This window comes from Actinosynnema sp. ALI-1.44 (assembly GCF_001984155.1).
Classification (GTDB): Bacteria; Actinomycetota; Actinomycetes; order Mycobacteriales; family Pseudonocardiaceae; genus Kibdelosporangium.
This window is the reverse complement of the sequence record NZ_MTQO01000050.1, coordinates 406,750-433,437: the sequence shown is the minus strand read 5'-3', so window position 1 is coordinate 433,437 and position 26,688 is coordinate 406,750. Positions and strand designations below refer to the sequence as shown.

General features: G+C 68.3%; 30 protein-coding genes and 1 pseudogene. 16 read left to right on the top strand and 15 right to left on the bottom strand.

All coding sequences use genetic code 11. The features are described from left to right. The first annotated feature begins 46 nt into the window (after nucleotides 1–46). Nucleotides 47–1,171: an Mrp/NBP35 family ATP-binding protein gene (locus ALI144C_RS34510; protein ID WP_076991373.1), complete on the top strand. Its 1,125-nt coding sequence runs from the start codon at nucleotides 47–49 to the stop codon at nucleotides 1,169–1,171. 205 nt (nucleotides 1,172–1,376) lie between these two features. Here ALI144C_RS34510 and tatB read toward each other — a convergent pair whose 3' ends face one another. From tatB to ALI144C_RS34495, 3 genes are read right to left on the bottom strand one after another with little or no spacing between them, the layout of a single operon-like run. Further along, nucleotides 1,377–1,769: a Sec-independent protein translocase protein TatB gene (gene tatB / locus ALI144C_RS34505; protein WP_076991372.1), complete on the bottom strand. Its 393-nt coding sequence runs from the start codon at nucleotides 1,767–1,769 to the stop codon at nucleotides 1,377–1,379. Nucleotides 1,770–1,809: 40 nt separating this feature from the next. Further along, nucleotides 1,810–3,318: a S1C family serine protease gene (locus ALI144C_RS34500; RefSeq protein WP_076991371.1), complete on the bottom strand. Its 1,509-nt coding sequence runs from the start codon at nucleotides 3,316–3,318 to the stop codon at nucleotides 1,810–1,812. A gap of 50 nt (nucleotides 3,319–3,368) precedes the next feature. After that, nucleotides 3,369–3,740 carry a hypothetical protein gene (locus tag ALI144C_RS34495; protein ID WP_237774459.1) on the bottom strand — a complete coding sequence of 124 codons (372 nt, stop codon included), beginning with the start codon at nucleotides 3,738–3,740 and terminating at the stop codon, nucleotides 3,369–3,371. Nucleotides 3,741–3,882: 142 nt separating this feature from the next. Here ALI144C_RS34495 and ALI144C_RS34490 point away from each other — a divergent pair, with 142 nt between their 5' ends. Both ALI144C_RS34490 and ALI144C_RS34485 read left to right on the top strand, forming a co-directional pair. Beyond that, entirely contained in the window at nucleotides 3,883–4,770 is an 888-nt protein-coding gene (locus ALI144C_RS34490) for a helix-turn-helix domain-containing protein (RefSeq protein WP_076991370.1), read from the top strand. 19 nt (nucleotides 4,771–4,789) lie between these two features. Continuing rightward, the gene (locus ALI144C_RS34485; RefSeq protein ID WP_076991369.1) at nucleotides 4,790–4,981 is read left to right on the top strand and encodes a DUF397 domain-containing protein; all 192 of its coding nucleotides are present in this window, start codon (nucleotides 4,790–4,792) and stop codon (nucleotides 4,979–4,981) included. A 68-nt stretch (nucleotides 4,982–5,049) separates the two neighbouring features. Here the strand turns inward: ALI144C_RS34485 and ALI144C_RS34480 are convergent, their stop codons facing one another. Both ALI144C_RS34480 and sigE read right to left on the bottom strand, forming a co-directional pair. Beyond that, nucleotides 5,050–5,655 carry a zf-HC2 domain-containing protein gene (locus ALI144C_RS34480; RefSeq protein ID WP_076991368.1) on the bottom strand — a complete coding sequence of 202 codons (606 nt, stop codon included), beginning with the start codon at nucleotides 5,653–5,655 and terminating at the stop codon, nucleotides 5,050–5,052. Continuing rightward, entirely contained in the window at nucleotides 5,652–6,236 is a 585-nt protein-coding gene (gene sigE, locus ALI144C_RS34475; RefSeq protein WP_269086716.1) for an RNA polymerase sigma factor SigE, read from the bottom strand. The genes ALI144C_RS34480 and sigE overlap by 4 nt, the downstream gene beginning before the upstream one ends. Nucleotides 6,237–6,452: 216 nt before the next feature. Here sigE and ALI144C_RS34470 point away from each other — a divergent pair, with 216 nt between their 5' ends. After that, nucleotides 6,453–7,091 (top strand): O-methyltransferase, encoded by a 639-nt coding sequence (locus tag ALI144C_RS34470; protein WP_076991366.1) that lies wholly within the window; start codon nucleotides 6,453–6,455, stop codon nucleotides 7,089–7,091. A gap of 99 nt (nucleotides 7,092–7,190) precedes the next feature. On the opposite strand, the gene glgC is transcribed toward ALI144C_RS34470, so the two are convergent. Beyond that, entirely contained in the window at nucleotides 7,191–8,408 is a 1,218-nt protein-coding gene (gene glgC / locus ALI144C_RS34465; protein WP_076991365.1) for a glucose-1-phosphate adenylyltransferase, read from the bottom strand. A 103-nt stretch (nucleotides 8,409–8,511) separates the two neighbouring features. On the opposite strand from glgC, the gene glgA reads away from it, so the two are divergent. Then, nucleotides 8,512–9,684: a glycogen synthase gene (gene glgA / locus ALI144C_RS34460; RefSeq protein WP_076991364.1), complete on the top strand. Its 1,173-nt coding sequence runs from the start codon at nucleotides 8,512–8,514 to the stop codon at nucleotides 9,682–9,684. After that, nucleotides 9,641–10,018, top strand: a pseudogene (locus ALI144C_RS57950) (GtrA family protein); the annotation flags it as partial. The gene glgA and the pseudogene ALI144C_RS57950, both read left to right, overlap by 44 nt. 17 nt (nucleotides 10,019–10,035) lie before the next feature. Here the strand turns inward: ALI144C_RS57950 and ALI144C_RS34450 are convergent. Next, nucleotides 10,036–11,181: an MFS transporter gene (locus ALI144C_RS34450; RefSeq protein WP_076991362.1), complete on the bottom strand. Its 1,146-nt coding sequence runs from the start codon at nucleotides 11,179–11,181 to the stop codon at nucleotides 10,036–10,038. Between the two features lie 76 nt (nucleotides 11,182–11,257). On the opposite strand from ALI144C_RS34450, the gene ALI144C_RS34445 reads away from it, so the two are divergent. Then, nucleotides 11,258–12,157: a LysR family transcriptional regulator gene (locus ALI144C_RS34445; protein ID WP_237774458.1), complete on the top strand. Its 900-nt coding sequence runs from the start codon at nucleotides 11,258–11,260 to the stop codon at nucleotides 12,155–12,157. A 32-nt stretch (nucleotides 12,158–12,189) separates the two neighbouring features. On the opposite strand, the gene ALI144C_RS34440 is transcribed toward ALI144C_RS34445, so the two are convergent. The 6 genes from ALI144C_RS34440 to ALI144C_RS34415 all read right to left on the bottom strand — a co-directional run bounded on the left by ALI144C_RS34440 (nucleotide 12,190) and on the right by ALI144C_RS34415 (nucleotide 16,140). Next, entirely contained in the window at nucleotides 12,190–13,677 is a 1,488-nt protein-coding gene (locus ALI144C_RS34440) for a leucyl aminopeptidase family protein (protein WP_076991361.1), read from the bottom strand. Between the two features lie 87 nt (nucleotides 13,678–13,764). Then, a complete protein-coding gene (locus ALI144C_RS34435; RefSeq protein ID WP_076991360.1) occupies nucleotides 13,765–13,932 on the bottom strand; it encodes a DUF3117 domain-containing protein in 168 nt (55 codons plus the stop codon). A gap of 295 nt (nucleotides 13,933–14,227) precedes the next feature. Next, nucleotides 14,228–14,818 (bottom strand): DNA-3-methyladenine glycosylase I, encoded by a 591-nt coding sequence (locus ALI144C_RS34430; protein ID WP_330359632.1) that lies wholly within the window; start codon nucleotides 14,816–14,818, stop codon nucleotides 14,228–14,230. Beyond that, nucleotides 14,815–15,126, bottom strand: a complete 312-nt coding sequence (locus ALI144C_RS34425; protein ID WP_076991359.1) for a DivIVA domain-containing protein — start codon at nucleotides 15,124–15,126, stop codon at nucleotides 14,815–14,817. Before ALI144C_RS34425 ends, ALI144C_RS34430 begins: the two co-directional genes overlap by 4 nt. Nucleotides 15,127–15,142: 16 nt before the next feature. Continuing rightward, nucleotides 15,143–15,820: a permease prefix domain 1-containing protein gene (locus ALI144C_RS34420; protein ID WP_076991358.1), complete on the bottom strand. Its 678-nt coding sequence runs from the start codon at nucleotides 15,818–15,820 to the stop codon at nucleotides 15,143–15,145. Beyond that, on the bottom strand, nucleotides 15,802–16,140 hold the full coding sequence (locus tag ALI144C_RS34415) for a PadR family transcriptional regulator (protein WP_076991357.1): 339 nt from the start codon (nucleotides 16,138–16,140) through the stop codon (nucleotides 15,802–15,804). Before ALI144C_RS34415 ends, ALI144C_RS34420 begins: the two co-directional genes overlap by 19 nt. Nucleotides 16,141–16,443: 303 nt before the next feature. Between ALI144C_RS34415 and ALI144C_RS34410 the strand changes: the two genes are divergently transcribed. Genes ALI144C_RS34410 through ALI144C_RS34370 form a run of 9 tightly spaced genes read left to right on the top strand, consistent with a single transcriptional unit; the run spans nucleotide 16,444 to nucleotide 24,860 of the window. Next, nucleotides 16,444–17,748 carry an MFS transporter gene (locus tag ALI144C_RS34410; protein WP_083753632.1) on the top strand — a complete coding sequence of 435 codons (1,305 nt, stop codon included), beginning with the start codon at nucleotides 16,444–16,446 and terminating at the stop codon, nucleotides 17,746–17,748. Continuing rightward, the gene (locus ALI144C_RS34405) at nucleotides 17,702–18,877 is read left to right on the top strand and encodes a radical SAM protein (RefSeq protein WP_076991355.1); all 1,176 of its coding nucleotides are present in this window, start codon (nucleotides 17,702–17,704) and stop codon (nucleotides 18,875–18,877) included. The genes ALI144C_RS34410 and ALI144C_RS34405 overlap by 47 nt, the downstream gene beginning before the upstream one ends. A 5-nt stretch (nucleotides 18,878–18,882) precedes the next feature. After that, entirely contained in the window at nucleotides 18,883–19,143 is a 261-nt protein-coding gene (locus tag ALI144C_RS34400) for an acyl carrier protein (RefSeq protein ID WP_083753631.1), read from the top strand. Further along, nucleotides 19,140–20,354 (top strand): hypothetical protein, encoded by a 1,215-nt coding sequence (locus ALI144C_RS34395; RefSeq protein ID WP_076991354.1) that lies wholly within the window; start codon nucleotides 19,140–19,142, stop codon nucleotides 20,352–20,354. Before ALI144C_RS34400 ends, ALI144C_RS34395 begins: the two co-directional genes overlap by 4 nt. Beyond that, nucleotides 20,344–21,288 carry a Gfo/Idh/MocA family protein gene (locus ALI144C_RS34390; RefSeq protein ID WP_076991353.1) on the top strand — a complete coding sequence of 315 codons (945 nt, stop codon included), beginning with the start codon at nucleotides 20,344–20,346 and terminating at the stop codon, nucleotides 21,286–21,288. The genes ALI144C_RS34395 and ALI144C_RS34390 overlap by 11 nt, the downstream gene beginning before the upstream one ends. Beyond that, a complete protein-coding gene (locus ALI144C_RS34385) occupies nucleotides 21,285–22,448 on the top strand; it encodes a condensation domain-containing protein (RefSeq protein WP_076991352.1) in 1,164 nt (387 codons plus the stop codon). Before ALI144C_RS34390 ends, ALI144C_RS34385 begins: the two co-directional genes overlap by 4 nt. Then, on the top strand, nucleotides 22,445–23,350 hold the full coding sequence (locus ALI144C_RS34380) for a phosphotransferase family protein (protein WP_237774457.1): 906 nt from the start codon (nucleotides 22,445–22,447) through the stop codon (nucleotides 23,348–23,350). The genes ALI144C_RS34385 and ALI144C_RS34380 overlap by 4 nt, the downstream gene beginning before the upstream one ends. Further along, nucleotides 23,347–24,378, top strand: a complete 1,032-nt coding sequence (locus ALI144C_RS34375; RefSeq protein WP_076991351.1) for a hypothetical protein — start codon at nucleotides 23,347–23,349, stop codon at nucleotides 24,376–24,378. The genes ALI144C_RS34380 and ALI144C_RS34375 overlap by 4 nt, the downstream gene beginning before the upstream one ends. Next, the gene (locus ALI144C_RS34370) at nucleotides 24,375–24,860 is read left to right on the top strand and encodes a GNAT family N-acetyltransferase (RefSeq protein ID WP_076991350.1); all 486 of its coding nucleotides are present in this window, start codon (nucleotides 24,375–24,377) and stop codon (nucleotides 24,858–24,860) included. Before ALI144C_RS34375 ends, ALI144C_RS34370 begins: the two co-directional genes overlap by 4 nt. Here ALI144C_RS34370 and ALI144C_RS34365 read toward each other — a convergent pair. Both ALI144C_RS34365 and folP read right to left on the bottom strand, forming a co-directional pair. Beyond that, nucleotides 24,811–25,749: a glucosyl-3-phosphoglycerate synthase gene (locus ALI144C_RS34365; protein WP_076991349.1), complete on the bottom strand. Its 939-nt coding sequence runs from the start codon at nucleotides 25,747–25,749 to the stop codon at nucleotides 24,811–24,813. The genes ALI144C_RS34370 and ALI144C_RS34365 overlap by 50 nt on opposite strands. Beyond that, the gene (gene folP / locus ALI144C_RS34360) at nucleotides 25,746–26,561 is read right to left on the bottom strand and encodes a dihydropteroate synthase (RefSeq protein WP_202819132.1); all 816 of its coding nucleotides are present in this window, start codon (nucleotides 26,559–26,561) and stop codon (nucleotides 25,746–25,748) included. Before folP ends, ALI144C_RS34365 begins: the two co-directional genes overlap by 4 nt. Between the last annotated feature and the right edge of the window lie 127 nt (nucleotides 26,562–26,688).

Here is a 26,688-nt window from a genome sequence, read left to right as displayed (position 1 = left end):
CACGGGCGATCCAGGCGTTTCGTTCTACTGGCCGTAGCATTGGGGGGTGATTCCCACTGTCGAAGCGGTCCGTAAGGCGCTCGCGGGCGTGCAGGACCCCGAGATCCACCGCCCGATCACGGACCTCGGCATGGTCAAGGACGTCACGGTGCACCCGGACGGCCTCGTCGATGTCGGCGTTTACCTGACCGTGGCCGGTTGCCCGCTGCGCGACAAGATCACCCGTGACGTGACCACCGCGGTGTCCGCGCTTGAGGGTGTGCGCGAAGTACGCGTCGAGCTGGACGTCATGAACGACGAACAGCGCACGGCGATGCGCAAGTCGCTGCGCGGCGACGAACCGAAGATCCCCTTCGCCGAACCGGGCTCGCTCACGCGCGTGTACTGCGTCGCGTCGGGCAAGGGCGGCGTCGGCAAGTCGAGCGTGACCGTGAACCTCGCTGTCGCGATGGCCGAGCGCGGCCTGTCCGTCGGCGTGGTCGACGCGGACATCTACGGCCACTCGGTGCCGCGGATGCTGGGTGCGACCGGCAAGCCGACCAAGGTCGAGCAGATGATCATGCCGCCGCAGGCCAACGGCGTGAAGGTGATCTCGATCGGCATGTTCACCCCGGGCAACACGCCGGTGGTGTGGCGCGGGCCGATGCTGCACCGCGCGTTGCAGCAGTTCCTCGCGGACGTGTTCTGGGGTGACCTGGACATCCTGCTGCTCGACCTGCCGCCCGGCACGGGTGACATCGCGATCTCGGTCGCGCAGCTGATCCCGAACGCCGAGATCCTCGTGGTGACCACGCCGCAGCAGGCAGCGGCCGAGGTCGCCGAACGCGCGGGCGCGATCGCCCTGCAGACACGCCAGCGCATCGCGGGCGTGATCGAGAACATGTCCTGGCTGCAGATGCCGGACGGCTCGCGGATGGACATCTTCGGCGAGGGCGGCGGGCAGACCGTGTCCGACTCGCTCAGCCGCGCGGTCGGCTCGGAGGTGCCCCTGCTCGGCCAGGTCCCGCTGGACCCGAGGTTGCGCGAAGGCGGTGACGCGGGCACGCCGCTGGTCACGCTGGACCCGGAAGCCCCGGCTTCGGTGGTGCTGAAGGACGTCGCGAAGAGGCTGACCGTCCGGGCTCGTGGCCTGGCAGGCCGGATGCTTTCGGTCTCACCGGCTGGCCGCTGACCGGATTCTGCCGTCGTCGACGCCCCTTGGCCGGATCGCCTGCCAAGGGGCGTCGTGCACACGGCGGGACGCTTCGCGGCCGTTGCCGCGACGAAAGTGGGGTCTTGAGGTGGCGATGCCCTACGCTGAGTGTGTGTGCAACGAAGGCCACATTGGTTGCATCTGACGCACCGAAGGCCACATTGGTTGCACAGCAGAGTGGGGATTAGGTGGCGTCCGGGTCGAAAGGCGGCTTCTCGCCGGGGTTGAGCGGCGGCGGGGTCTGACTCGACGGCGGGGCGGCGGCAGGAGGCGGTGGCGTGTAGCCGTTGGGCTTGTTGCCGTTGGCCGGTTCGTCGTTGAACAGGTGCTGGGTCACCATGCGCTTCGGGTCGAAGCTGCGCAGTTCGCGGAGGTTCTCCAGCGGTTTGCGCAGTTCGTCGAACTCCGGGCCCATCTCGTTGCGCAGCTGGTCACGGGCACCGGTCGCGAACTCGCGGACCTTGCGGATGCTCTTGCCGATCCACGCGGCCGCCGACGGCAGGCGTTCCGGCCCCAGGATGAACAGCCCAGCCAGCAGCAGGACGAGGATCTCCAGCCACCCGACGCTCTCGAACATGCCGCAACCTCCACCAAGTCAGCGTCTTCAGCTTACCGACTCAGTCGGACTGCAAAACAACGTCGACAGTCAGTTCTCTGCCGTCCCGCACGAGTACGACCGGAACCTTCGCGCCGATTTCATGTGTCCGTACCGCCACGGTCAGCTCGGGCGAGTTCCTGACGATGCGGTCGCCGATCTTGGTGATGATGTCGCCTTCGCGGATCCCGGCTTTCTGGGCCGCGCTGTTCTCGACGACGTTGGCCACGCGGGCACCCTGCGAGAACTCGGCGCTCACGTTGGTCACGGCGTTGACGCCGATCTCCGGGTGCTTGACCTGCCCGTCGCGGATGAGGGACTGGATGATCTTCCGCGCGGCGTTGCTGGGGATCGCGAACCCCAGACCGATCGACCCGGAACCCTCGTCCGCGGCGACGATCGACGTGTTGATGCCCACGATGGCACCGGCCGCGTCGACGAGCGGACCACCGGAGTTCCCGTGGTTGATGGAAGCGTCGGTCTGGATCGCGTCGTAGGCCGACGGCGGGTCTCCACCTTCGCCGTTCAACAGCCGGGGCCGGTGTACCGCGCTGACGATGCCTTGAGTGAACGTCTGGGACAGCCCGAGCGGCGAGCCGACCGCGATCACCGAGTCACCGACCGCCACTGTCTCGGAGTTGCCGAACTGGAGCACAGTGGGGTTGTTGACCTGGACCTTGAGCACCGCGAGGTCGGTCTTCGGGTCACGGCCGACCAGCTTCGCCGCGGCCCTGCTGCCATCCGAGAACACGACGTTCAGCTTCGAGGACTGGTCGTTCGCGGCGTCCCTGATGACGTGGTTGTTGGTGACGATGTAGCCCTGCCCGTCGATGACGGCCCCTGAGCCCGTGGACCCGCTTTGGCCCGTGAGCGCCTCGATCGTCACCACCGCGGGTGCCACCCGCTTGGCGACGTCCGAGATCGAGCCCGGCGGCCGTTCGATGTTCGGCTGCACCTCGGCCAGGGTGACGTCGCTGGTCAGCGAGTCCCCTGTCCGCGCGATGAACCAGCCGACCACGCCACCCGCGCCGCCGATCACCAGCACGACCACGGCCAGGATGATCAACGCGCTGGTCTTCACGCGGCGTCCGAACAGCAGCTCGGGCACGCTGAGCAGCCGCCCGGACGCCGGGGCCGCGCTCACCTTGGCTTCCGGTTCCGGCTTGTCGAGCGCCGGTGGGCCGATCATGGCGCCCGCACCCGGGTCACGCCATGGGTCCGGCTCCTTCGCGGTCCACAACGGGGAATCCTCGGCCTGCTCGCCGTCCGCCTCACCTGGCGGGCGTTGCAGCAGGACGTCGGACTCCTGCGGCGATCGGCTGAACGCCTCGGCCAGTGCGGCCGCGGGCGGCGGAGCCGTCCGCAGCGCCGGGTCCGGGTGGCTGCCGTTGCGGGCGGCGAACGCGCTGTCCACGCCCGCGGGCCTGCCGAACACGGAGGCCTGAGCAGGGTCGACCGCCGGCCTGCGCAGCGGGCGCGGACCGAGCCGGTCAGGCTCAGGGGTCGGATCTTGCTCAGGGTGCTGGCTCATCAGTGCGAAGCCTGCCTCCCTGGTGGTGAAAGCCCAGTAAACGGACGGCCTCAGTGCTGCGGCTTGACCCAGATCAGATGCGCGCGGATCCACGTGCCGAAGTTGAAGAAGTGGACGGCGTTCTCCGCGTTGCGGACGTGGATGCGCGTGCCCTGGTCCAACGAGAAGACGTCGACGCCGTCGTCGAAGGCCATGCCCCACGCGGCGATCTGGCCGTCGACGCGGTCGCCGTACTCCTGCACGACGGCGAAGATCCGCGGCGCCTCGTCGTTGACCATGTCCTGCAGATCCTTCTGGAACTCCTCCGGCCCCAGGATCGGAGCCCGCCCCGACGGATCGACGACGAACGCGTCGCAGAGCTTATTGATCGCCGAAGAGCGCTTACTCTCGGGTGTGCGCGGGTTGTCGCCAGCGGATAGCATCAGGCCTCCAGTAGGGTGTTGCCCATCGATCGTCTTGGGCAAGGGCCATAGTGCCGACGAAATACCGCTCATTCAACAGAAGGTTCACAATGACACCCAGTTGAGCGACGAGCGCTCACGGGCGTTCTGATGAGAGGCAGTGATGAGCCAAGACAACACCGACGTGGCCAGCGCGACTGTGCGGAGGTGGCAGCTGACCGAGGCGTTGCGACGGATGCGCGAGGAAGCGGGCCTGACCATCGACAAGGCTGTCGAGCAGTTGCTCGCCGCGAGAGCGGGAAAGTGGTCGAGCGCGAAGCTCAGCCGGATCGAGAACCGCGAGCAGGGTGTGCAGAGCCGTGACGTCGTCGTGTTGCTCGACCTGTACCGGGTCACCGACCCGGACACGCGAGCCTGGCTGGTCGACCTGGCCCTCAACGCGCACGAACGCGGCTACTGGCGAGCGATCCGCAAGGACCACCCCGACGACTTCCACGGCTTCCTCAGCGTGGAAGCCGCGTTGGTGGCGTTGCGCCAGTTCGAGACGATGCTCGTCCCCGGCCTGCTGCAGACGATCGACTTCGCCCGCGCGGTGATCAAGGGCATCAATCCGGAACTCACCCCCGATGTGGTCGAACGCCGGGCCATGGCTCGAATGACCCGCCAACAAGTCATCACCAGAGCAAACCCGCTTCGCTACCACGTTGTCTTGGAGGAGTCGATCCTCGAGCGGCAGATCGGGTCACCTACCGTCATGCGCAACCAACTCCGGCGCCTGATCGACGAGGCGGGCACCGACCACATCACGGTCCAGGTCCTGCCCAAGTCGACCGGCGCGGGTCCGGCCCTCGAAGGACCGTTCTCGATCCTGACGTTGCCCGACCCGGTCCCGGACTTCGGTTACGCCGAAGGCCCCGGCGGCGGCGCCTACATGGAGGACCCGGAAAAGGTGCGAGAACGTACTATCAGTTGGGGGGCCATCACTGAGCGTGCGCTCCCCGAGGCCGATTCGGTCCGCCTGATCGAGGAGGCCGCGAACAGCTACACGTGACCTGCGAGGAGGGCGAGAGATGACCGAGAACCAGCTCCTGGCCAGCGTTGAATGGCGCACAAGCAGCTTCTCGGGCGGCGGTGGCTCGGGCGGCGGCAACTGCGTCGAGGTTGCCAGGCTTGCTAATGGCTCGTTCGCCGTCCGTGACAGCAAGAACCCAGGTGGAGGTGCGTTGATCCTCCCGCACGCCGCCTGGCTCAAGTCGCTCTGAACACCGCGAAGCCCCCGTTTCGTATGACGGGGGCTTCGTGTCCTAGGAAAAAAGTCAGTGCAGGAAATTCAGCGAATGATCGGCCCTGGACCCACAAGCACAGGGACAGACGCGACGTGGACGGGCGCCTTGGCGGGCGTCGGCGCGCCTGGGGTGGCGGCGCCACCGTTGGCAGCCGGTGCACCGGACGGCGCGACGAGCACGAGCGCGCCCAGCACCAACCCGGAGACGACCACTCCCGCGCCCTGAGCCGTCCGACGACCGCGACCGAGCACGTGCGGACCTTCACCGAGGCGGGGCTGCGAACCCAACGCGGGCTTGGCGCCCAGCGGTGTGCTCGTCGAGCTGCCGACGCGGTCCGGCCGCTGGACGGCGACCAACTGGCCGTCGTTGGTCACAGCCAGTCCGTCCGGCATTCCGGGCAGTTCAGTGTTCTGCGGGATCGCCTGCAGGCTGGCCAGCAGCCCGGCGGGCATCGACGGGGCGTCCGCCGCACGGACCGCCGCGCGCGCCTGCCGCTGCGACGCGATCTCCGTGGCGCACAGCGAGCAGCTGATCATGTGTGCGGCCACCCGGTCGCGCGCTCCCATGGACAGCTCACCGTCCACGAACGCCACGACCGCGTCCGGCATGAGGTGCTGCTCGGGCAGATTCCACCCGCGCAACTCGGTCATGCTGATGCCTCCCGGGTCAATCCACGGCGCCGCTCGAGCGAGGCGCGCAGGGCCTGACGGCCACGGTGAATCCTGCTGCGAACAGTACCCAGCTTGACCCCCAGGGTCGCACCGATCTCCTCGTACGACAGGCCTTCCACGTCGCACAGGACGACGGCGGCACGGAACTCGGCCGGCAGCTCGTCGAGCGCGCCCTGCAGGTCCGGGTCCAGGTGGGTCTCCGAGTAGACCTGCTCCGGCGACGGGTCGTCGCCCGCGAGCCGGTCGGTGTCCTCGGGCAGGCCTTCCATTCGCAGTCGCGAACGGCGCCGCGCCATGTCCAGGAACAGGTTCGTGGTGATGCGGTGCAGCCAGCCCTCGAAGGTGCCCGGCTTGTACGACGCCAGCGAACGGAACACCCGGATGAAGGTCTCTTGAGTGAGGTCCTCGGCGTCGTGCGAGTTGCCGGTGAGGCGGTAGGCCAGCCGGTAGACGCGGTCGCCGTGCTCCCGCACGACCTCGTCCCAGCTCGGCGGTGTCCACGTCGGCTGGGCGTCCAGCTCGACTGGCGTCGCCAACGCGACGTCGGAATCGCTCATCAGGTGGGTATCCTCCCGCGGACTCGTCTGTCCACTGACTGGTGCAACGACGGACTCGTTCACGGTGTTCCCCACTTCGGCTGTGCGACTCCCCTTGATGTCGACAGCTTGGTGTACGGCGTTATGGGGTGCGTGAGATTCAGCTAAGACGAACCTGAGAATCCACACGATCGGCGCGTTCGCTCTGAATCGGGCCGGACGCCGCTAATCTCGGCGGGCGTGACACCCGAATGGCCGGCCGGGCTGCGCGACTACGTCGAGGACTACCTGGCCGAGGACGAAACCCTGAGCGCGGCACGAGCGCGCGGACGTGAACTCGGCTGCGTGCCGATCGGGCCTGCGGGAGGGGCTGCGCTGCAGTTCCTCGCCACGGCCCTGCAGGCCAAGGCGGTCGTCGAGATCGGCACAGGTGCCGGGCTGAGCGGCCTCTACCTGCTGCGGGGCATGGCCCAGGACGGCGTGCTGACCTCGATCGACGTCCAGCCGGAGCACCAGTCGGCTGCCCGCCAGGCGTTCGCGGGCGCGGGCGTGGCACCCGGCAGGACCCGGCTGATCATGGGCAGCGCGCTGGACGTGCTGCCGAGGCTGACCGACGAAGGCTATGACCTGATCTTCGTCGACGCGATGAAGACGGAGTACCCCGCCTACTACGAGCACGGCGTGCGGCTGCTGAGGCCGGGCGGCGTGGTCGCGTTCGACAACGTGCTGTGGGGCGGCCGGGTCGCCGACCCGAACGACCAGGAACCGCAGACGAACGCGATGCGGGAGGTCGCCCACCTGGTCAAACAGGACGAGCGGCTGGTGCCCGTGCTGCTCCCGATCGGCGACGGCCTGCTGGTGGCCGCGAAGGTCAACTGAGGACGAGCGTGGTGCCGGGCACACGCTGTGCAACCAATGTGGCCTTTGTTGCGTTTTTCGCAACGAAGGCCACATTGGTTGCACAGCCGCGGGGGTTTCTCAGCTGACCTGGGCGCCCTTGCCCAGGACAGTCACGCCACCCGCGCTGACGGTGTAGCGCTCCCGGTCGGCGTCGATGTCGACGCCGATCTGGGCGCCGTCCGCGACGATCACGTTCTTGTCGAGGATCGCGCGGCGCACGACCGCGCCCTTGCCGATGCGCACTCCCGGCAGCAGCACACTGCCCTCGACAACGGCGCCGTCCTCGACGACGACGTCCGCGCTGACGACGGACTCACGCACCTGGGCGCCGGACACGATCGTGCCCGGCCCGACGATCGACTCCGTCGCCGAACCCGAGTTGACGAACTTCGCGGGCGGCAGCGGTGGCGTCGCGGTCCGGATCGGCCATGCCTGGTTGTACAGGTTGAACACCGGATGCACGGACACGAGGTCCATGTGCGCGTCGTAGTACGCGTCGAGCGTCCCCACGTCACGCCAGTAACCGCGGTCACGTTCGGTCGCACCCGGCACGACGTTGTCGTCGAAGTCGTAGACGGCCGCGTTGGCGTCGTCGACCAACATGGGGATGATGTCGCCGCCCATGTCGTGGTCGGAGTCAGGGTTGGCGGCGTCCGCCCGCAGTGCCTCCAGCAGCACCTCGGTCCGGAACACGTAGTTGCCCATCGAGGCGAACGTCACGTCCGGGTCCCCCGGGACGTGTGGCGGGTCCTTCGGCTTCTCCAGGAACCGGGTGATCCTGCCCTGTTCGTCCGAGTCGATGCAGCCGAAGGCATGCGCCTCCGAGCGTGGCACGCGGATACCCGCGACGGTCACGCCGAGGCCGGAGTCGACGTGCTGGGCGACCATCTGGGACGGATCCATCCGGTACACGTGGTCGGCGCCGAAGACCGCGATGTGGTCCGGGCGTTCGTCGTAGACCAGGTTGAGCGACTGGAAGATCGCGTCCGCGCTGCCGGTGTACCACCTCGGGCCGAGGCGCTGCTGCGCCGGGACCGGGGTGACGTACTGGCCGAGGATGTTGGACAACCGCCACGTCGTGGAGATGTGCCGGTCCAGCGAGTGCGACTTGTACTGGGTCAGCACACACAGCCGGTGGTAGCCGGCGTTGACCAAGTTGGACAGTACGAAGTCGACTAACCGGTAGTTCCCGGCGAACGGAACAGCTGGCTTGGCCCGGTCCGCGGTCAGGGGCCAGAGGCGTTTGCCCTCGCCTCCCGCCAGCACGATCCCGAGTACCTTCGGCTGGCCTGTCACGCAGGGAACCCTAGTGTCACGACCGGGCGAACTGCCAGATCGAAACGCCACGTTTGGCGTGACGTTCACCTGACCGCCGCAACGGCAACTACCGTAACCACCTGTGCGAATCGGTCTGCTGACACGCGAGTACCCGCCGGAGGTCTACGGCGGGGCAGGCGTACATGTCGGTTTCCTCGTCCCGCGGCTGCGTGAACTGATCGAGGTGGACGTCCACGCGTTCGGCGCGGCAAGAGCGGACGCGCACTCGCACGTACCCGCGCCTGGCCTGGAGCACGCCAACGCGGCGCTGCGCACGTTGTCGGTCGACCTGGCCATGACGGCGGCAACCGAAGGCGTGGACCTGCTGCACTCGCACACGTGGTACGCGAACATGGCGGGTCATCTCGGCAAGATCCTGCACGGCGTGCCGCACGTGGTGACCGCGCATTCGCTTGAGCCGCGCAGACCGTGGAAGGCCGAGCAGCTCAAGGGCGGGTACCGGTTGTCCTCATGGGTCGAGCGCACGGCGTACGAGGCGGCCGACGCCATCATCGCGGTCAGCGAGGGCATGCGGGCGGATGTGCTCGACTGCTACCCCGCGTTGGACCCGTCACGTGTGCACGTGGTCCGCAACGGCATCGACACGAACGCGTACCACCCCGTCACCGAGACGGACGCGCTTGAGCACTACGGCATCGACCCGAGCCGTCCGATCGTGGCGTTCGTCGGCCGGATCACCCGGCAGAAAGGCGTCGGGCACCTGATCGCCGCCGCGCACAGCATCGACCCGGACGCCCAGCTCGTGCTGTGCGCCGGTGCGCCGGACACGCCCGAGATCGCCGAGGAGACGAAACAGGCCGTCTCCGAGCTGGCGGCGAACCGGGCAGGCGTGTTCTGGGTCCAGCAGATGCTGCAACCGGCCGAGGTGCGGCAGATCCTCAGCCACGCGACGGTGTTCGTCTGCCCGTCGGTGTACGAGCCGCTCGGCATCGTCAACCTGGAGGCCATGGCGTGCGGCACGGCCGTCGTCGCCTCGGACGTCGGCGGGATCCCCGAGGTCGTCGCCGACGACCAGACGGGCTTGCTCGTGCACTACGACGAGCACGACGTCGACGCGTTCCGCGCGGGCCTGGCCGCGAAGGTCAACGAGCTGGTCGGCGACCCCGGCCGGGCCGCGGCGATGGGTGCGGCCGGGCGGGACCGTGCGGTGCGCGACTTCGCCTGGTCGAACGTCGCGAGCCAGACTGTCGATGTCTACAGGTCGGCCCTGCCTGAGGGCGTCCTCAGTGAATGAGGTGAAGTCTCGGGGTGTGACTCGCATCTTCACCCGGTACACGATGGCCTCGCTGCTGGCCACGGGGATCAGCCAGGTGGTGCTCCTGGCGATGTACTGGGCGTGGGAAGCGAACGCCATGACCGCGAGCACGATCGCGTTCCTGGTCGGCGCGGTACCGCATTTCCTGCTGATCCGCCGCTGGGCGTGGGGCAACAAGGGCAGCGCGGGCCGCAGGGCCGAGATCGTGGCGTACGTCGTGGTGACCGCGGCGGGAGGCGCGTTGTCCGTCGGCATCACGACGGTGATGGACTGGCTGCTGGACCCGTTGATCGACGACCGCGGCTGGCACGCGTTCGGCCTGGTGGCTGCCTACCTGGCCAGCGGCGCGCCGGTGTTCCTGCTCAAGTTCTTCGCGTTGGACCGGGTGTTCCGCCGCAAGACCAGCGCGACGCCCAACGCGCCGAGCGACAACCAGGACAACGACACCAACACGAGCACGTTCCAGCCCCACGCCGCGTAGATCGACGTCCCGACGGTGCCGCCGATCGAGGCGCCTGCGTAGTACGCGGCCGTGTACAACCCGGACGCCGGGCCTTTGCTGGGCGCTTCCGCGTTGACCCAGGCGCCCGCGGCGGCGTGGCCGGCGAACCAGCCCGCGGTGAGCAGCACGAAGCCGATCGCGATCGTCACGACGTTCGCCGGGATGGTGATGATCATCCCGAGCGCGGTGAGACCGAGCATTCCGAAGAGGACTCGTCGCCGGTTGGCCTGGCTGCCGAGGGTGGCCGAGTTGAGGCCACCGATGGCGTACGCGAGGAAAACGAGGGACGCCACCTGCGGGCTGAGTTCGAGCGGCGGCGCGGCGAGCCGGAACCCGATCGCGTTGTACAGCGCGACGAACGCCCCCATGGTGAGGAACGCGACGACGTAAAGGGACCACAGCACCGGTTGGCTGACCGCGGACCTGAGCCCACCGGTCATTCGCGTGGAGTGCGTTTCGGCGCCCTTGGGCAGTGCCCAGATGAGCAGGACGGCCGCCATCGCGGCGACAACCGCGACAAGTCCGACACCGGCTCGATAGGACCCGACTTGCCCCGCGAGCAATCGGCCGACCATTCCGCCGAAGGTGTTGCCCGCGATGAGCATGCCGATTGCTTTCAGCCGTCCCCGCTCGGCGAGATACGCCATCGCGACGGCGGGAAATCCGGCGAGCGCGACGCCCTGAATGGCCCGCAGAACGACCAGGAACTCGAATCCGGCGACGAACGGCAGCAATAGCCCGATAAGCGTGGAAACGACGACGGAAGCCAGGATGACCGGCCGCCGCCCGACGACCTCGGACAGCAGTGACATCGGCAACACGGCGACGGCCAGAGCGCCCGTGGAGACACCGACGGCGAGCGCCGCGTGCCCAGGGGTGATCTGGTACTCCTGCGCGAGCAGTGGGAGAACCGGCTGCGGAGCGTAGAGAAGCGCGAAACTCGCGAGCCCGCCCGCGGCGATGCCAATCGTCACTCTGTCCACGGTGAAGGACGTTAAGCAGCAGCAAATGATACGTCCAATACGCTATCGTGCAGACATCGATACACACGTGAATGAATCCTTGGCCGCGTCGATAGCACCGCGGTTGGCGATGCTGCGCCTGCTCGCCACCGAGCGGAACATCACGCGCGTGGCGGCCCAAATGGACGTACCCCAGCCGACCGTGAGCCGCTGGCTGGCCGCGTTGTCCACGGAGATCGGCGCCCCGGTGGTGGTGAAGGACGGACGAGGCATCCAGCTGACGAGAGCAGGACGCCTGCTCGCCGCCGCGGCGACATCAGCCATGGGCGCGCTGGAAACGGGAACCCGTCAGGTGGTCGAGGAGATCGACCCGGACAGGGGCAGGGTGGTGCTGGGCTTCCTGCACATGCTCGGCCGGTCGATGGTGCCGGAACTGCTGCGGGCCTACCGGTTCACCCACCCCCAGGTCCGATTCGGACTGCTCCAGTCGTCACGGGCGGAGATCATCGCCTGGATGTCGTCCGGCGAAGTGGACCTGGCGCTCTACAGCCCGCCCCCTCGTAGCCCGGAACTGGCCTGGGCACCTGTCCAGGAGCAGGAACTGAAGCTGGTGCTGCCGGACACCCACCGGCTGGCCCGCCGCTCGGAAGTGGCCGTGGCCGAACTGGTCACCGAAGAGATCGTCGGGCTGGAGCGCGGATTCGGCATGCGGCAGATCACCGACGACCTGTGTGTCGCCGCGGGGTTCACACCTCGGATGGCTTTCGAGGGGCAGGAGGCGGACACCGTTCGGGGGTTGGTGTTGTCCGGGTTGGGGGTCTCGATCCTGCCCGAGGCTGAGCTGCTGTCTCCTGGGCTTGTCGAGATCTCGCTGGCGCCGCGGGCTTTTCGGACCCTTGCCCTGGTGTGGCCCGCTCACGACCAGTTGAGCCCCGCTGTCGTCAGTTTCCGCGACTTCGCTCTGAGCGGGGCTCGGGAACACTCGTGAGTGGTCAGCCGGGTTCCACCCCGGCCAACCACTCACGCGGTGTACGAAGCCGCCAGCTCCACCAAGGTTCTGGTTGAGAAGCCGGTCGCTCCGGGGACGACCTCGTCATAGATCTTCTCGGCTCGGGCCGGGCCGGCGATGTCCATGTGCGCCCAGGGGATTCCGCCGGTGAACTTGCGCAGGAACAACGCCGCCGTGATTCCTCCCGGCCCAGGTGGACACTGCCGCCAGTCGGCTATCTCGCTGACGACCTCGTCCTCCAGATCCGCCAGCAGCGGCATCCGCCACCAGGCCTCGCCCGCGCGGGCTCCCGCGGCGGCAACGCGTTCCGCCAGTTCGTCGGAACTGCTGAACAGGCCACCCGTTCGCACGCCGAGCGACACCTTCATCGCGCCTGTCAACGTCGCCACGTCCACGATCAGGTCGGGCTGCACGCGGCGGACCGCGTAGCCGATCGCGTCGGCCAGGACCATCCGGCCTTCCGCGTCGGTGTTCGTCACCTCTGTTGTCTGGCCGTCGTAGTGGCGGATCACGTCACCCGGGCGGTACGAGGATCCCGACACGTGGTTCTCCGCCACCGGCACCAGGCCGGTCACGCGTACCGGCAGGCCCAGGCGGGCGATGGTCACCAGTGCCGCGATGACCGACGCGCCGCCGCACATGTCGGTTCGCATCAGGTGCATGCCGTCCGCGGGTTTCAGCGAGATCCCGCCTGTGTCGAACGTGATTCCTTTGCCCACGTACGCGATGTGGGGACCGGCTGCCTTGGTCGGGCGCCAGGTCAGTTCGACGAACCGCGGCGGGCTCGCCGATCCGCCACCCACCGCCAGCAGGCCGCCGAAGCCCTGCGCGGCCAGCCAGTGCTCGTCGCGCACTTCCACCTTCAGGCCTGGCAGCCGCGCCGCCAGTTTCACCGCCGCCGACGCCAACCAGGTCGGGTCCTTCACGTTCGACGGGGTGTTGCCCATGTCACGTGTGGCCACTGTGCCCTGGGCGAAAGCCAGTGCGCGGTCGACTGCGGGTCGCAGGTCCTCCGCTGTCACCAGGCGCAGGGACTTCAGGCGCGGTTTCTCCGTCGACGAGACCTTGTAGCGGTAGCCGCCGAGGGACACGCCCAGCACGAACGCGGAGATCTGGTCCGGTGTCGTGTTCTCCGGCAGGGTCAACTGCACGGCGCGGGGGACCTTGCGGCCCGCGTCGGAGTCTGCTTCCGCGCGTGCTTCGAAGGCTCTTACGAGGGCCGCGCCCGCCTTTCGCCAGTCCGCCGCCGCACCTTCGCCGACACCGGCGACCCAGCGGACACCCGTGGCGTGGTCCGGCGCGATGTGCACCTCGCCTGCCTTGCCGGTCAGGCCCGCCGCTGTCGCCCAGTCCGTGCCGAGGTCCGCTCCGCCCGGGCCGTACTCGGGCGATTCGTCACCCGGGGACGCGACGACCACTGTGGGCACGCCGCGGCGCGGGGCAGCCGCCACCTCGATGTCGGGCGTCGGGCTGGGTAATGACGGCACGGGCGTGCGCAACGCTGGTCCTCCTGCGACTCGCTTCAAGACGTGACGCGGCCCCGGCTCCACTCGCGGATACCGGGGCCCGCCTGGGGTAACTCCGGGTCAGCCCGCGGCAGCCTTCAACGCGTCGCCAAGGGCGCTGGCCTCGTCCGGTGTCATCTCGACCACCAGCCGACCACCACCCTCCAGCGGGACGCGCATCACGATGCCCCGACCCTCCTTAGTCACCTCGAGGGGACCGTCACCGGTCCGGGGCTTCATGGCCGCCATAGCGTGCTCCCTCCGTCATAGCCTGCCCACCGCAGGCCGGGTCAACCAGCCTCGGCTAACGCCATTCTCTCCTATCCGCTCACCGCCGCGAAATCGAACCGATCTTTTGCGTGTCGTTTGGTGACCACTCACCGACCTGGAGCGACAGATTCGAGGCAGCGGGCGCGGATGTGACTTCACCGACTTCGCCGGGCGACACGCCGAGGCGCGACACGCCGACATATTTTCCCCGTTTTTGGTAACGAGATGGTCACGCGTCCTTGCGGCGCGGACTGGTTCGATTTCCCCCGGCATTTCACTTCGCCCGCCAGCACGCGGCGATATGGTCGTCGACGATCCCGGTGGCCTGCATGAGCGCGTATGACGTGGTCGGCCCGACGAAGACGAAACCACGGCGTTTGAGCTCCTTGGCCATCGCCTTCGACTCGTCGGTCACGGCGGGCACGTCGGCCATCGTGCGCGGCCGCTTGTGCCTGGCGGGCTTGAAGGACCACAACAACTCGTCCAGCGGGACGTCGAGCGACCGCACGGCGCCCGCGTTGCGGATGGCTGCCACGATCTTCGCCCGGTTGCGCACGATGCCGGCGTCGCCCATCAGCCTGGCCACGTCGTCCTCGTCGAATTCGGCGACCACCTCCGGGTCGAACCCGGCGAACGCGGAGCGGAAGTTCTCCCTTTTGCGCAGAATCGTGATCCACGACAAGCCGGACTGAAACGACTCCAGGCACAGCCGCTCGTACATCGCGTTCACGCCGTGCAGCGGGACGCCCCACTCCTCGTCGTGGTACGACACGTAATCCGGCGTCGAGTCGCCCCACGCGCAGCGGACCAGTCGCTTGCCCGTTCCGGCTGTCCCCCGGCTGGTTGTCCTCCCGCTGGTCGTCACTGGGTGGCCGCCTTGTCCGCCAACTGCCGTTCCAGTTCCACCACACGGGTGCGCAGGTCGTCGACCTCGGTGCCGAGCCTGCTCAGCACCCAGTCCACCTCGGACATCTTGTAGCCGCGCAGCACCATCTGGAACTTCACTCTGCCCACGTCTTCGGCGGTGACGTCTTCGGCGGGCAGCCTGGTCGGCGACGCGCCGGGAGGCAACGGCGGCAACTCCTCACCACGGCCGAACAGCACCGAGGCGAGCAGGAACACCACAGCCGCGACGAAGACCATGACGACGAGGTAGAACAGCGCGGTGGTCACCCCGGCAATCTTGCCACTACGCGGCGAACCGGACCGCCTTTCGTGCCATCACGGTCAGCCGTGACAACACGAGCAACGCGAACAGCGACATCGCCCAGCACATCGGCGCGACGGCGAACAGCATCGGCTTGACGATCACGGTCACGACCCCGATCGACAGGTTCCCCAGCAATGCGACGGTTGCCGTGACCAACGCGACCGTGGCCACACATCGGGCGATCAGACGGCTGTCCGCCGCGCGGCGCGACATGAACCGCCCGAACAGCAGGGCGAGCGTGGTCGCGATCACCACGGCCCACGCCATGCTGTCGTTGATCTGCGCGAACGGCAGGAACCACGAGGGCATCGGGCCGCCGGGGACCGCCTCCCATGGGCCGAGGAAGATCATCCGGCTGCCCTCCCACGCCAGGTGCAGTGCGGGCAGGACGAAGAGGATGGCCCGCAGCGTGCGCGAGCCGTACGCGACGGCGAGTTCGCTTTGGTAGTCCTGGACTATCTCCCCGACCCGGCCGAAGTCGGCGACCGCTTTGCGTTGCGCGTCCTCGTCGGACACTCCCCCGGCCCGGTAGCACTCCGCGGCGTCTTCGAGGCTGTCGCGCACCTCGGTCAACAGGTCGAGCTTGGTCCTTCGGTGCCCCGCTAACCGCGAGTCCAGATCGGCGACGTAGTCGTCGATCAGGCTTGCGCCGGCCATGGCCCCTCCCCGAGCACACCCTCGATGGCGGCCGTGAATTCACGCCACGCGGTCCGCTCCTGGACCAACGCGCGTTGCCCGGCCTTCGTCAGATGGTAGGTCCGGCGTTGCCTGCCCGACACAGTGCTCCACTCGCTTGAGACGTACCCGGCTCGCTCAAGGCGCCGCAACGCCGGGTAGACCGTGCCCGTGGGGAGATCGAGCGCACCGCCGCTACGCAGCTGAAGTGCTTCGATGATGGCGTATCCGTGCAGGCGCCTGCCGTCGAGAGTGGCGAGCAACAGCGCGTCGAGGTGTCCACGCAGCACGTCCGGCTTCATACGTAGCGAGTCTACGGGTTGGAAGTCACACTGCCCAAGCGTTTTGCTCCGGATCTGACAAGGATTCCGTTTTACGAGTAGACATGCAACAGGTAGCCGCACTACTCGTCGACAAGATGGGGCGGCATGGCGATTTGTTGCCATCCACACGGCGACCAGGCACAACGCAAGTAACGTGGATCACACCGCACTTAATTGCTTGCTTGAAGGAACTGCCGCCAGTTGAGTGTCGACCAGAACGCACCGCATCTGGATGATCACCGACAGCGCCAGGTCACGCCGCGCGCCGAGGCTAGGGGGACGATGCGACCGACGTCAGCAGCGGCCGGCCTCCCCGTCGGGTTCCGGTGGTTCTGGGGCAGTCAGACGATGAGCTTCGTCGGCGACCGGCTGACCGGCTTCGCCGTGCCGAGCGCCGCGATCCTGGTGCTGGACGCGTCGAGTTCCCAGGTCGGACTCGTGTCCGCGGCCGGGTGGCTGGCGTACCCGGCCTTCGGCATGATCGCCGGGGCGCTGCTGGCCGGACGGCGGCGGCACGGCGTGATGATCGCCGGTGAACTGGTCCGGTTCGTCGCGTTCCTCAGCATCCCCGTGGCCGCGTCGGCCGGTTGGCTGAGCGTCACGCAGATGGTGGTCGTCGTCGCCATCGCGGGGATCGCAACGGTTTTCGTGGACATCGCGGGGCAGTCCCACCTGCCCGCGCTGGTGTCCCCCGGCCAGTTGCTCGCGGCGAACTCGCGGCTGCAGGGCTCGGACAGTCTGTCCAAACTGGTCGGTCCGGCGCTCGCGGGCGCGGTGGCGAGCCTGGTCGGCGGGATCACCGCGATCGCCGTGAACGCGGCGCCGTTCCTGGCATCGGCACTCGGCCGGACGCGGGTCAAGGTCGTCGAGGACCTGCCATCGCGCCTGACGGCACCACCGCCGGTGGCCAAGCGGATCCGAGCCGGTGTGTCGTTCGTGTGGAGCCGGCCGTTGCTGCGTCGACTGGTCTGCGCGACGGCCGTACGCGGCTTCGGCACCGGGATCGTGGACGCGGTCCTGCTGCTCTTCGCCTACCGGGTGCTGGGCCTGTCCAGCCTGGGTGGCGGATTCCTGCTCGCCGCCGGTGCGGTCGGCGCGCTGCTCGGCGCACTCGTCACGCAACGGATCACCGCGCGGATCGGCGTCCGGAGCGCGTTGCTGGCCAGTGCGTTCGAGGGCCTGGTGTGGCTGGCCGTGCCGCTGACGCTCGTCGTCGCGCCGGTCGTGCTCCTGCTGGTGATCAGGGTCTGTTCGGCGTTCTGGCTGCCGGTGTGGAACGTGCTGACGACCAGCATCCGCCAGCGGCTCACCCCGCCGGGCGAACAGTCCACTGTGCACGCCACGGCCCGCACGATGGCGTCGTCGACGATCCCGCTCGGCTCGCTGGCCTCGGGTTTCGCCGCAGGCCTGCTGGGGTCGCTGCTGGGTACACCAGCGGGGCTGGCCGTCGTGCTCGCCGTCGGCGGCGCGTGCGTCGCCGCCAGCGTTCTGCTGTTGCGCTCCATGCCCGAACTGGCCGAAACGCAAGGAGGAGGATCGAATGCACCCGACCACCACACGAACGTTGACCGCCAAGGAGTTCGCTGACATCAAGCACACCGTCGCGATCCGGTCGCGGGCGCGCCGGAACCTGCTGGCGGACCCGGGGTACGCGGCCCCGCTGCCCCAGGAAGTCAGCCTGCAGCTGACCTACAAGTGCAACCTGCGCTGCACGCACTGCTACCAGTGGAACGAGCAGGGCTTCTTCCGCGACTTCAGCGTCCAGCGGCAACGCACGGAACTGGACGTCGACGTCGTCGAGCAGGTGCTGCGCACGACCGCGCCGGTCCGTTCCAAAACGTTCCTGTGGGGCGGCGAGCCGCTCATGCACACCAGGTTCAACGAGGTCGCCGAACTTCTTGAGCGCTACCCGCGCACGGTCAACATGTGCACGAACGGGTTGCTGTTCAAGCGGAAACTGGACGACCTGCTGCGCATCGGCGCGAACCTGAACCTGCTGATCAGCCTGGACGGCCTCGGTGAGGACCACGAGGCGCTGCGCGGCAAGGGCACCTTCAAGCGCACCATGGAGAACATCCAGCTGATGCTGGACCTGAAGCGGAACGGGGAGTTCGACGGCGAGATCTCGCTGTCCTGCATGGTGTCGCACGTGACCGTGTACACGATGTACGAGTTCATGGAGTGGGCCGAGGAGCTCGGCGTCAACACGGTGTACTTCCAGTTCCCGTGGTTCATCAGCCCGGAAGTGGCGCAGGCGATGGACAAGGTGTACCAGGAGTCCTTCGCCTGGTTGGCCCCGGACACCAAGACCAAACAGCCCACCTGGCACTCGTACACCTACCGGCTGCCGGAGGAGCAGATCCCGGTACTGCGGGAATCCATGGCACGGCTGGCTTCCCGGCCGTGGCGGGTCCGGGTGCGCTACCAGCCGCAGCTGGCGGCCGACGAGGTCGAGGACTTCATCCGCGGCACGTCCCGCCCGGCACAGCACCGCAACAAGTGCCTCGCGGTGTCCAACCGGATGGAGGTGCACGCGGACGGTGCGGTGAGCTCGTGCAAGTTCTTCCCCGAGTTCGTGGTGGGCAACCTCTACGACACCCCGGTCGAGGACCTGTGGCAGAGCGCCGAGTTCCGCGAGATCCGCGAGATCCTCTCGGCCAACGGCATGATGCCGGTCTGTTCGAAGTGCATCCTGCTCTACCTGAACGGAGTATGAAACCCATGTCCGACACCGAGTTCACCATCAAGACCGTGCTGGCAGGCGTGCTCGGCTCCGGGATCGAGCCCGGCCAGATCGCCTCGGACGCCGACCTGGTCGACGAGTACGGGCTCGACTCGTTGCAGATGATCTCGTTCCTGCTCGGCATCGAGGACGCGTTCGACCTCGACCTCGACTACGAGACGCTGGAGCTCGACCACCTGCGTTCGGTCAGCCAGTTCACCGAGTACGTCACGTCGACCAGTGCGCTCGCAGCCGGATGAGAACGGCGCGACTGGGCACGTTCGACGCGGAGAAGTGGTGGCGGCCGACGGATCTGGCCACGCTCCCGGCGATATCCCGTGCCGGTGCCGACGACGCGGTCGCCGCGATGGACGAACTCCTCGCGGGCTTCTGCGCGCCCGCCGACCGGCTGATCACCCGGTATCCCATGGCCGAGTCCGTCCGCGAAGGTCTGGAGTCAGCCGGGATCACGTTCGAACACGTGACCGCCGACGAGCCGGGCGAACCGATCGAACGGCACGTGTCCCCCGACTTGGTCGCTGGTTTCGCCGTTGAGCCGTACGCCGTGCTCGCCGAGACCACACAGCTGACCGAGTCATTGCCTGACAACGTTGTCGTCGCCGAGGTGAACTCCAAGACGTGGTCGAACGCCTTGGCGCGGTCGATGGACCTGCCGGGGACAGGAGTCGTCGTCCGGTCGGTGGCCGAGTTGTCGGCGGCGGTCACCCAGTTCCCGTCGACCGTCGTGAAGGACCCGTACGGGGTGTCCGGGCGCGGGGCCCTTGTCGTGGAATCCCCGGGGGTGCTTCGGGCGATCGAGCGGACGCTGGTCAAGCAGGACAAGCGGATCGAACTGCTCGTCCAGCAGAAGTACGACGTGCAGCGGGACTTCTCGGCACATGCGGTCGTCGACCCCGACGGAACCTGGCGGCACCTCGGTATCCAGGTGATGACCAACAGGGGTCTGCGGCACATGGGATCGTCGCCACCATCACCGGAGTTCATCGACTACCTGTGGGAAAGGAGCTACTACGGGGTCATCGACACCGTCGCCGGGAGGCTCGCGGCCGCGGGTTACCACGGCCCGTTCGGCGTCGACTCGATGCTGATGTGGGACGGCACGCTGGTGCCGGTGCTGGAGATCAACGCAAGGCAGTCGTTGGGTCTGCTGTCACTGGTGTTGCACGAACGCGCCGCCAAGCAGGGCCTCGCGGCTCATCTCTGCCAGCTGGAGCTCACGATCCCGCCCGGCGGCGGGATTTCGGCCGTCTGCGAGGCCCTGGCCGAGCTGCGCTACACCGGCGGCGAACGTGAAGGCGTGCTTGTCCTCAACGGCAGCAGGTTGACCGAGCCGGGCGGCCGGTTCTACTTCGCCCTGTTCACCCAGCAGCCCGATGCGTTGAGACAGCGCGTGCTCGACGCCGTCGCGGCGGCGGGCATGACGATCAGAGGAGTCGTCCATGCGGCTTGACCTCGGCCTGATCGGCGCCACCAGGATCGCCGAACGCGCGATCATCGCGCCCGCCCGCAACCGCGCGGACGTCACCGTCCACGCCGTTGCCGCGAGCGATCCCGCCCGTGCCAGGGAATTCGCCGCCAGGAACGGCATCGAACGCGTCCACGACAACTACGATTCACTGGTCCGGGATCCCGGGATCAACGCGGTGTACATATCGCTGCACAACTCCGCGCACCACGAGTGGGCGGTCCGCGCGGCGACCCAAGGCAAGCATGTGATCGTCGAGAAACCGTTGTGCCTGACCATGTCCGAATACGCGGCGATCAAGGAAGCCGCGAACGGCGTCGAGGTGGCCGAGGCGATTCCGACAGCCGGTCACCCGTGGCAGGCGGCTGTCCGGCAGATGATCGACACCGGCGAGTTCGGCGGTCTGCGCCGGGTTCACACGAGGATCCAGTTCCTCACACCCGCCGACGGGACGTACCGCACCAGGCCTGAGCTCGGTGGCGGGATCTTCTTCGACTGCGCGAGCTACTGGTTGCAGGCCGTGCAGTCCACAGTCGGCCTGCGAGGTGCCACGGGCAGCGGCGAATCGGCGTTCGACGGTCCGAACGGCACGGACACGTCATTCCACGCCGCCCTGCGGTGGGACGACGGCCGCGAGGCCACATTGGACTGCTCGGTCGGGCCGAAGCACACCGCCGAGATCGAGTTCTTCTTCGAGACGGCATCCGTACGGCTGCGCAACCTGTTCCGGCCCACGACGGCCGCGCTGCCGTTGAACCTGTCGATCAAAGGGGCGCGAACCGAGATCCGGTCGTTCCCGCCGATCGACTACTACGAAGCACAACTGGATCAGTTGTTCACCAGCCCCGACTCGCCGGGCGAGCGGATCGCGTTGCTGGCCGGGATCCATGCGACGGCCAGGGGAGCTCTGGTCCGATGAGGAAGCCGCTGGCTGTCTGGCAACGGTTCGCGCTCGGCTTCGACGCCGACGAGCCCGGCTGGTCCACCGGGCCGTGGTTCACCATGAACGCGGTCGTCGAAGTGCGCGGCCCGCTACACGTACGACGACTTGAGCAGGCGTTTCAGCAACTGGTCGACCGCAACGCCTTGTTGCGTACGCGGATCGAGGACGACGCCCAGGTCATCAGGCCGGAAGTCCCCGCTGAGCTGGAACTCGTCGACGCCTCCGCCGAACTGCTGCACGCACCAGTCGAGTTCACGGCGCTGAGCCCGGTCCGGCTGCGCCTGGCGGAGGTGGAGACCGACCGGCACCTGCTGTGCCTGCACATCCACCACATGATGGCCGACCCGGTGACGCTGTGGGTCCTGCTGGCCGAACTCGCCGCCTTGTACCGCGGGCCACTGCCCGCTCCGATGACTCAGTTCTGGCAGTACACCGAAGCACAAGCGCGGCTGCTGGACGACGGTCGCACCGCGGCCGACGCATGGTGGCGCAAGGTCGCGTTCACCGAACTCGCCCAGCCATCGCCGACCCCGGCAGCGGGCTTCGCCCTGCGGCGACGCGTGCTCACCGCGGACGAAGTGGCCGAACTGGAGCGGTTCTCCCGCAAGAACCGGTCCACGGTGTTCGTGTCACTGGTGGCCGGGATCGCGTGCGCGATGCTGCCGTACCTCGGTCCAGGGGACAGCGTGCTGGTCAACACGTTGCTCAGCCGCCGCAATCGGATGGAATGGCGTGCCATGCCGGGGCCGTGCACGGTACCGGCCTTCATGCCGTTGCCACGACCGCCCGCCGCATTGACCGGGGACTACGTCGCCGCGGTCCGTGACGTCGTACTCGGCGCACAGCAGCACGTGATGGACCCGCCCACAGACGCCGCGTGCCCGTTCATCGAGTACCTGCCGGACTCACGGCCGCAGGACCTGTCGTTCGGTGACGCGACCGGGTCCGTTGTGGACGCCGCCGGGCCCCGTGACATCGGCCGCGCCGGCTCGTTGGGCATCCGCGCCAGGCGGACCGCGGACGGCGAACTCCTCGCCCACCTCAGCGGCGACGGGATCGGCTGGTCAGAGGAGCGGACGCTCGCAGTCTGCGACACCCTGCCGTGGCGGGTTCATCGAGTTTCGGAGGTTTCGTGACCAGACGGACGCTGTCTTCCGGCGAACTGGACGACGTGCTGGCGACGTGCGGCATCGACCCGGCCGCGGTGCTGGCCAGGCAGGAGCTCACCGAAGGCACGTACAACACGGCCTATCGCCTGCGTACAGCGGACACCGGGTACATCCTCAAGGTCGCGCCCGACCCCGCCTCGCCGTCGCTGACCTACGAACAAGGCCTGATGACCACCGAGGCGCTGCTCTACCGGGAAGCAGCCGGACTGCCCGTGCCGCAGGTGATCCACGCTGAGCGGGACTTCCTGCTGATGACCGAGATCCCCGGCCTGCCGTGGTACCCGAACAAGCCGCAGCAGGACAAGCGCGCCAAGCTCCGCGGCGAACTCGGCGAGATCGTGGCGAGGCTGCACAAGATCACCGGCACCGGCTTCGGCTATCCCCAACTGGGCCTGCACGGCTCGTGGCGGTCGGCCTTCCGCCAGATGGTGACGTCCGTGCTCGCCGACGCCGAGCGGTACGCCGTGGACCTGCCGGTCGCGGGCGAGAAGGTACTGGCAGCGCTGGATTCGCCCGCGTTCGACGACGTCGGGCACCCGGTCCTCGTCCACTTCGACCTGTGGGACGGCAACATCCTGCTCGACGGTGACCGGGTCACCGGCCTGATCGACGGCGAGCGCGCGTTCTGGGGCGACCCGGTCGCCGAACTGGTCTCGCTCGCCCTGTTCAAGGACATCCGCGCGGACGCCGCGTTCCTCGACGGATACGGGCCGCTGGAGTTCACCGAGCCGGTGGCGCACCGCCTTGCCTGCTACCAGGTCTACCTCTACCTGATCATGCTGGTCGAGACCGTCCCCCGGCAGAGCGAGGACGCGGGCACACGCAGGTTGATCACCCGGAACCTGGTGGCGTCGGCGGCGAAGCTGTGATCGAGATCCTGACCTCCGGGGTTGCGCTCGGCGTGCACGTGCCGGGCCTGCTGCTGGCCGACCGGTTGCGTGAGCGCGGCGTGGACGTCCACGTCTCGGTGCTGGAACGCTTGCTGCCGCAGGACACCCTCGCGACGACGACGAAGATGAAATGGGCGTTCCACCGGGACTTCCGCGTGGCTTTGGCGGGCCAGCGGGTGGCACGCGACGCCTCCGTCGCGATCCCCGCCGAGGCCCAGGACGCGGCGCTGGCGTCATGGCGATCCCGTGACGTACGGAAGTTCGTGGTGTTCTCCGGCTTCTGGCTGCCCATCCTGGACCGCTACGAGCACGCCGACGTGGACATCTGCCACGTGGACTCGGTCGTCTCGCCGTCGTTCCGGAAGGTCGGTGCCACCCCGGACGCACGCGCGATCTGGCTGGCCGACGCGGAGAACCGAACGCTGCCGTACAGCATCCCGGTCAGCAACGACCCACCCATCACATGGCACGAGCGCGACCGGCGGCTGCTGGTCCACGGCGGTGGCTGGGGAATGGGCACGTACCGGGAACGCGCGGCCGAACTGCGAGCACACGGGTTCGTGCTGGACGTCATCGCCTACGAGCCGAGCGACGTGCGGGAAGACGACGCGGTCCGGCACTTCATGATCGACCCGGACTGGCACCCCTGGCTGGACGACGGCTACCCGCCGTTCGGCGAGATCAAGGACGGCGAAGTGGCGTTCACCCGCGGCCGGGGGCATCACGGCTCGTACGACCTCACTCGAGCCGCACTCGCGGCGGTGAGCAAGCCGGGCGGCGGCACCATGCTGGATTCGCTCTGGTCAGCGACACCATCCGTGCTGTTGGAGCCGTTCGGTGCGCACGAGAAACGCAACGCGGAGTTGTGGGAGCGCCTTGGTTTCGGTATCTCGTTCGACAACTGGCGTGCTCACGGTTTCGATGTGGCCATGCTGGCGAAGGCACACACGGCCCTGCTCGACGCGCGCGAGCGTGTCACGGACTACGCGGAGGTCCTCGCACGATGAACGAGGTGGTGCAGGCCCAGCCGGCGGACTGGGCGGCGTTCCGGGAGATCCGCCTGACGGCGTTGGCGGACTCCCCCGACGCCTTCGGCTCGACCCTCCGGGACGAGGAGCGCAACACCGAAGCCGAGTGGCGCGAGAAGCTGACCACGTCGGTGGTGTTCCTCGGCAGCCGCAACGGCAAGGTCCAGGCCATCGCGTCGGCGTTCCCGGTCGACGGCGACGAGGCCGAGCTGATCCGGATCTGGGCCCACCCGGACGCCAGGGGAACCGGCCTCGCGGCGCGGACCGTGCAGGCGGTGCTGGACTGGGCGAAGGACAAGCGGCGGGTCACGCTCTGGGTGGGCGAGCAGAACCCCTCGGCGGAACGCTTCTACGAAAAACTGGGCTTCCGGCGGACCGGCCGGACCGGCCCATTGCCGAGGGACGAGTCCATCATGGAAGCGGAAATGGCTTACCAGAACGGCGGAGAACAGACTTCATAGCCGGCCGGTCCGCGACCGCGAACTCGGCGGTGTCGGGGATCCACTCGCCACCGACCTGGACGAACTGGGTCAGCTCCGTCGGCCCCTCGATGCCGCACCGGCGCAGCACCGCGCCGAGGATCTGGCTCGCCATCACGCCCAGCTGAAGCAGATTCCGGTTGCGGTGCTTGCGGACACCGAGGTTGACCTGCGCGATCGCGTCCAACCCGTACAGCGAGTGGGCGTCGAGCAGCAGCGCGAGTTCCACCGCGTACCCGGCGGCGAAGGGCACGGACTCCAGGAACTGCCTGGTCGCCGCGTACTCGCCACCGAGCGGCTGGACCAGGCCGGACAGTTCGGGCCGGACGGCGTTGAGCAACGGCCGGGCCAGCAGCTCGGTGACGCGCCCGCCGCCTGTTCCGTAGTCCTCGGTCTCCAGCCGCAACGGCCGCCGGTAGAACCCCTTGACCAGGTGGACGTCCTCGGTCAGCAGCGGCCCGAGCAACGCGGGCACGAACGCCGGATCGGGGTCGACCAGGTCGGCGTCCAGGAAGACGACCAGGTCGCCGGTGGTCGCCGCCAGCGACCGCCAGAGCACTTCGCCCTTGCCGGGCAACGGCTCCAGCTCGGGCACGACGTCCTGCCTGCGGACCACCCGCGCCCCGGCCGCCCCGGCCACCTCGGCGGTCCGGTCGGTCGACCCGGAGTCCATCACCACGATCTCGTCCACCAGCGTGCCGAGCAGGGGCCGGACCGTGCGCACGACGTCGCCGACGGTCTCTTCCTCGTTCAACGCGGGCAGCACCACGCTGACCGTGCGCCCGGCCTTCGCCTCGGCGAGCTCCCGGACAGTCCACTTAGGATCTTGCCAGGTCCGCGCCGCGAACCAGGCAGCCGCCGCCGGGTTCACGCGAGCGCCCGCAGGACGCGGGCAGGCGGGCGGGTGCCCGCGATGCTGGCGACCATCTCGACCACCTTCCTGGTCTGCCGCACCTGGTGGGCGCGGAAGACACGCGCGCCCGTCCACGCCGCGACCGAGGTGGCGGCCAGCGTGCCGTCCACCCGGTCGGCCAGGTCCACGCCGAGCGTCTCGCCGACGAAGTCCTTGTTGGACAACGCCATCAGCACCGGCCAGCCGGTGGCGACCAGTTCGTCCAGCCGCCTGAGCAGTTCGAGACCGTGCCACGTGTTCTTGCCGAAGTCGTGCGTCGGGTCGATCAGGACACCCTGCGCGGGCACGCCGAGCTCGACCATCCGGGTGGCCCCGTGCACCAGCTCCTCCGCGACCTGGGCGACCACGTCGGTGTACCGGACCCGGTGCGGATCCGTCCTCGGCTCGACGCCGCCGGTGTGCGAGCACACGACGCCCACGCCGAACTCGGCCGCCACCTCCGCCAGCCGGGGGTCCGCACCGGCCCAGGTGTCGTTGAGCAGGTCCGCGCCCGCCTCGCAGGCGGCCTGCGCGACCTCGTGCCGCCAGGTGTCGACGCTGATCACCACGTCGGGGAACCGGGATCGGACAGCTTCGACAAAGGGGATGACCCGCCGCAATTCCTCCGAGGTGTCCACGACCTCGCCGTGTGATCCCGCTCGCACTCCGCCGATGTCGACGATGTCCGCGCCGTCGGCGACCGCCGCGGCCACCGCGGCCATCGCGGCCCCGGCACCGAACGTGGCGCCGCGGTCGTAGAAGGAATCCCTGGTGCGGTTGACGATCGCCATCACCAGCGCGCGGTCGTGGGCCACCTCGCGGGTACCGAACTTGAGGGGGAGCACCCAGTGAAGTTACCTACTGCGCGGATCGATTCGACAATCGGCGCCTTAGAGTAGATGCATCCCCCACCGCAGG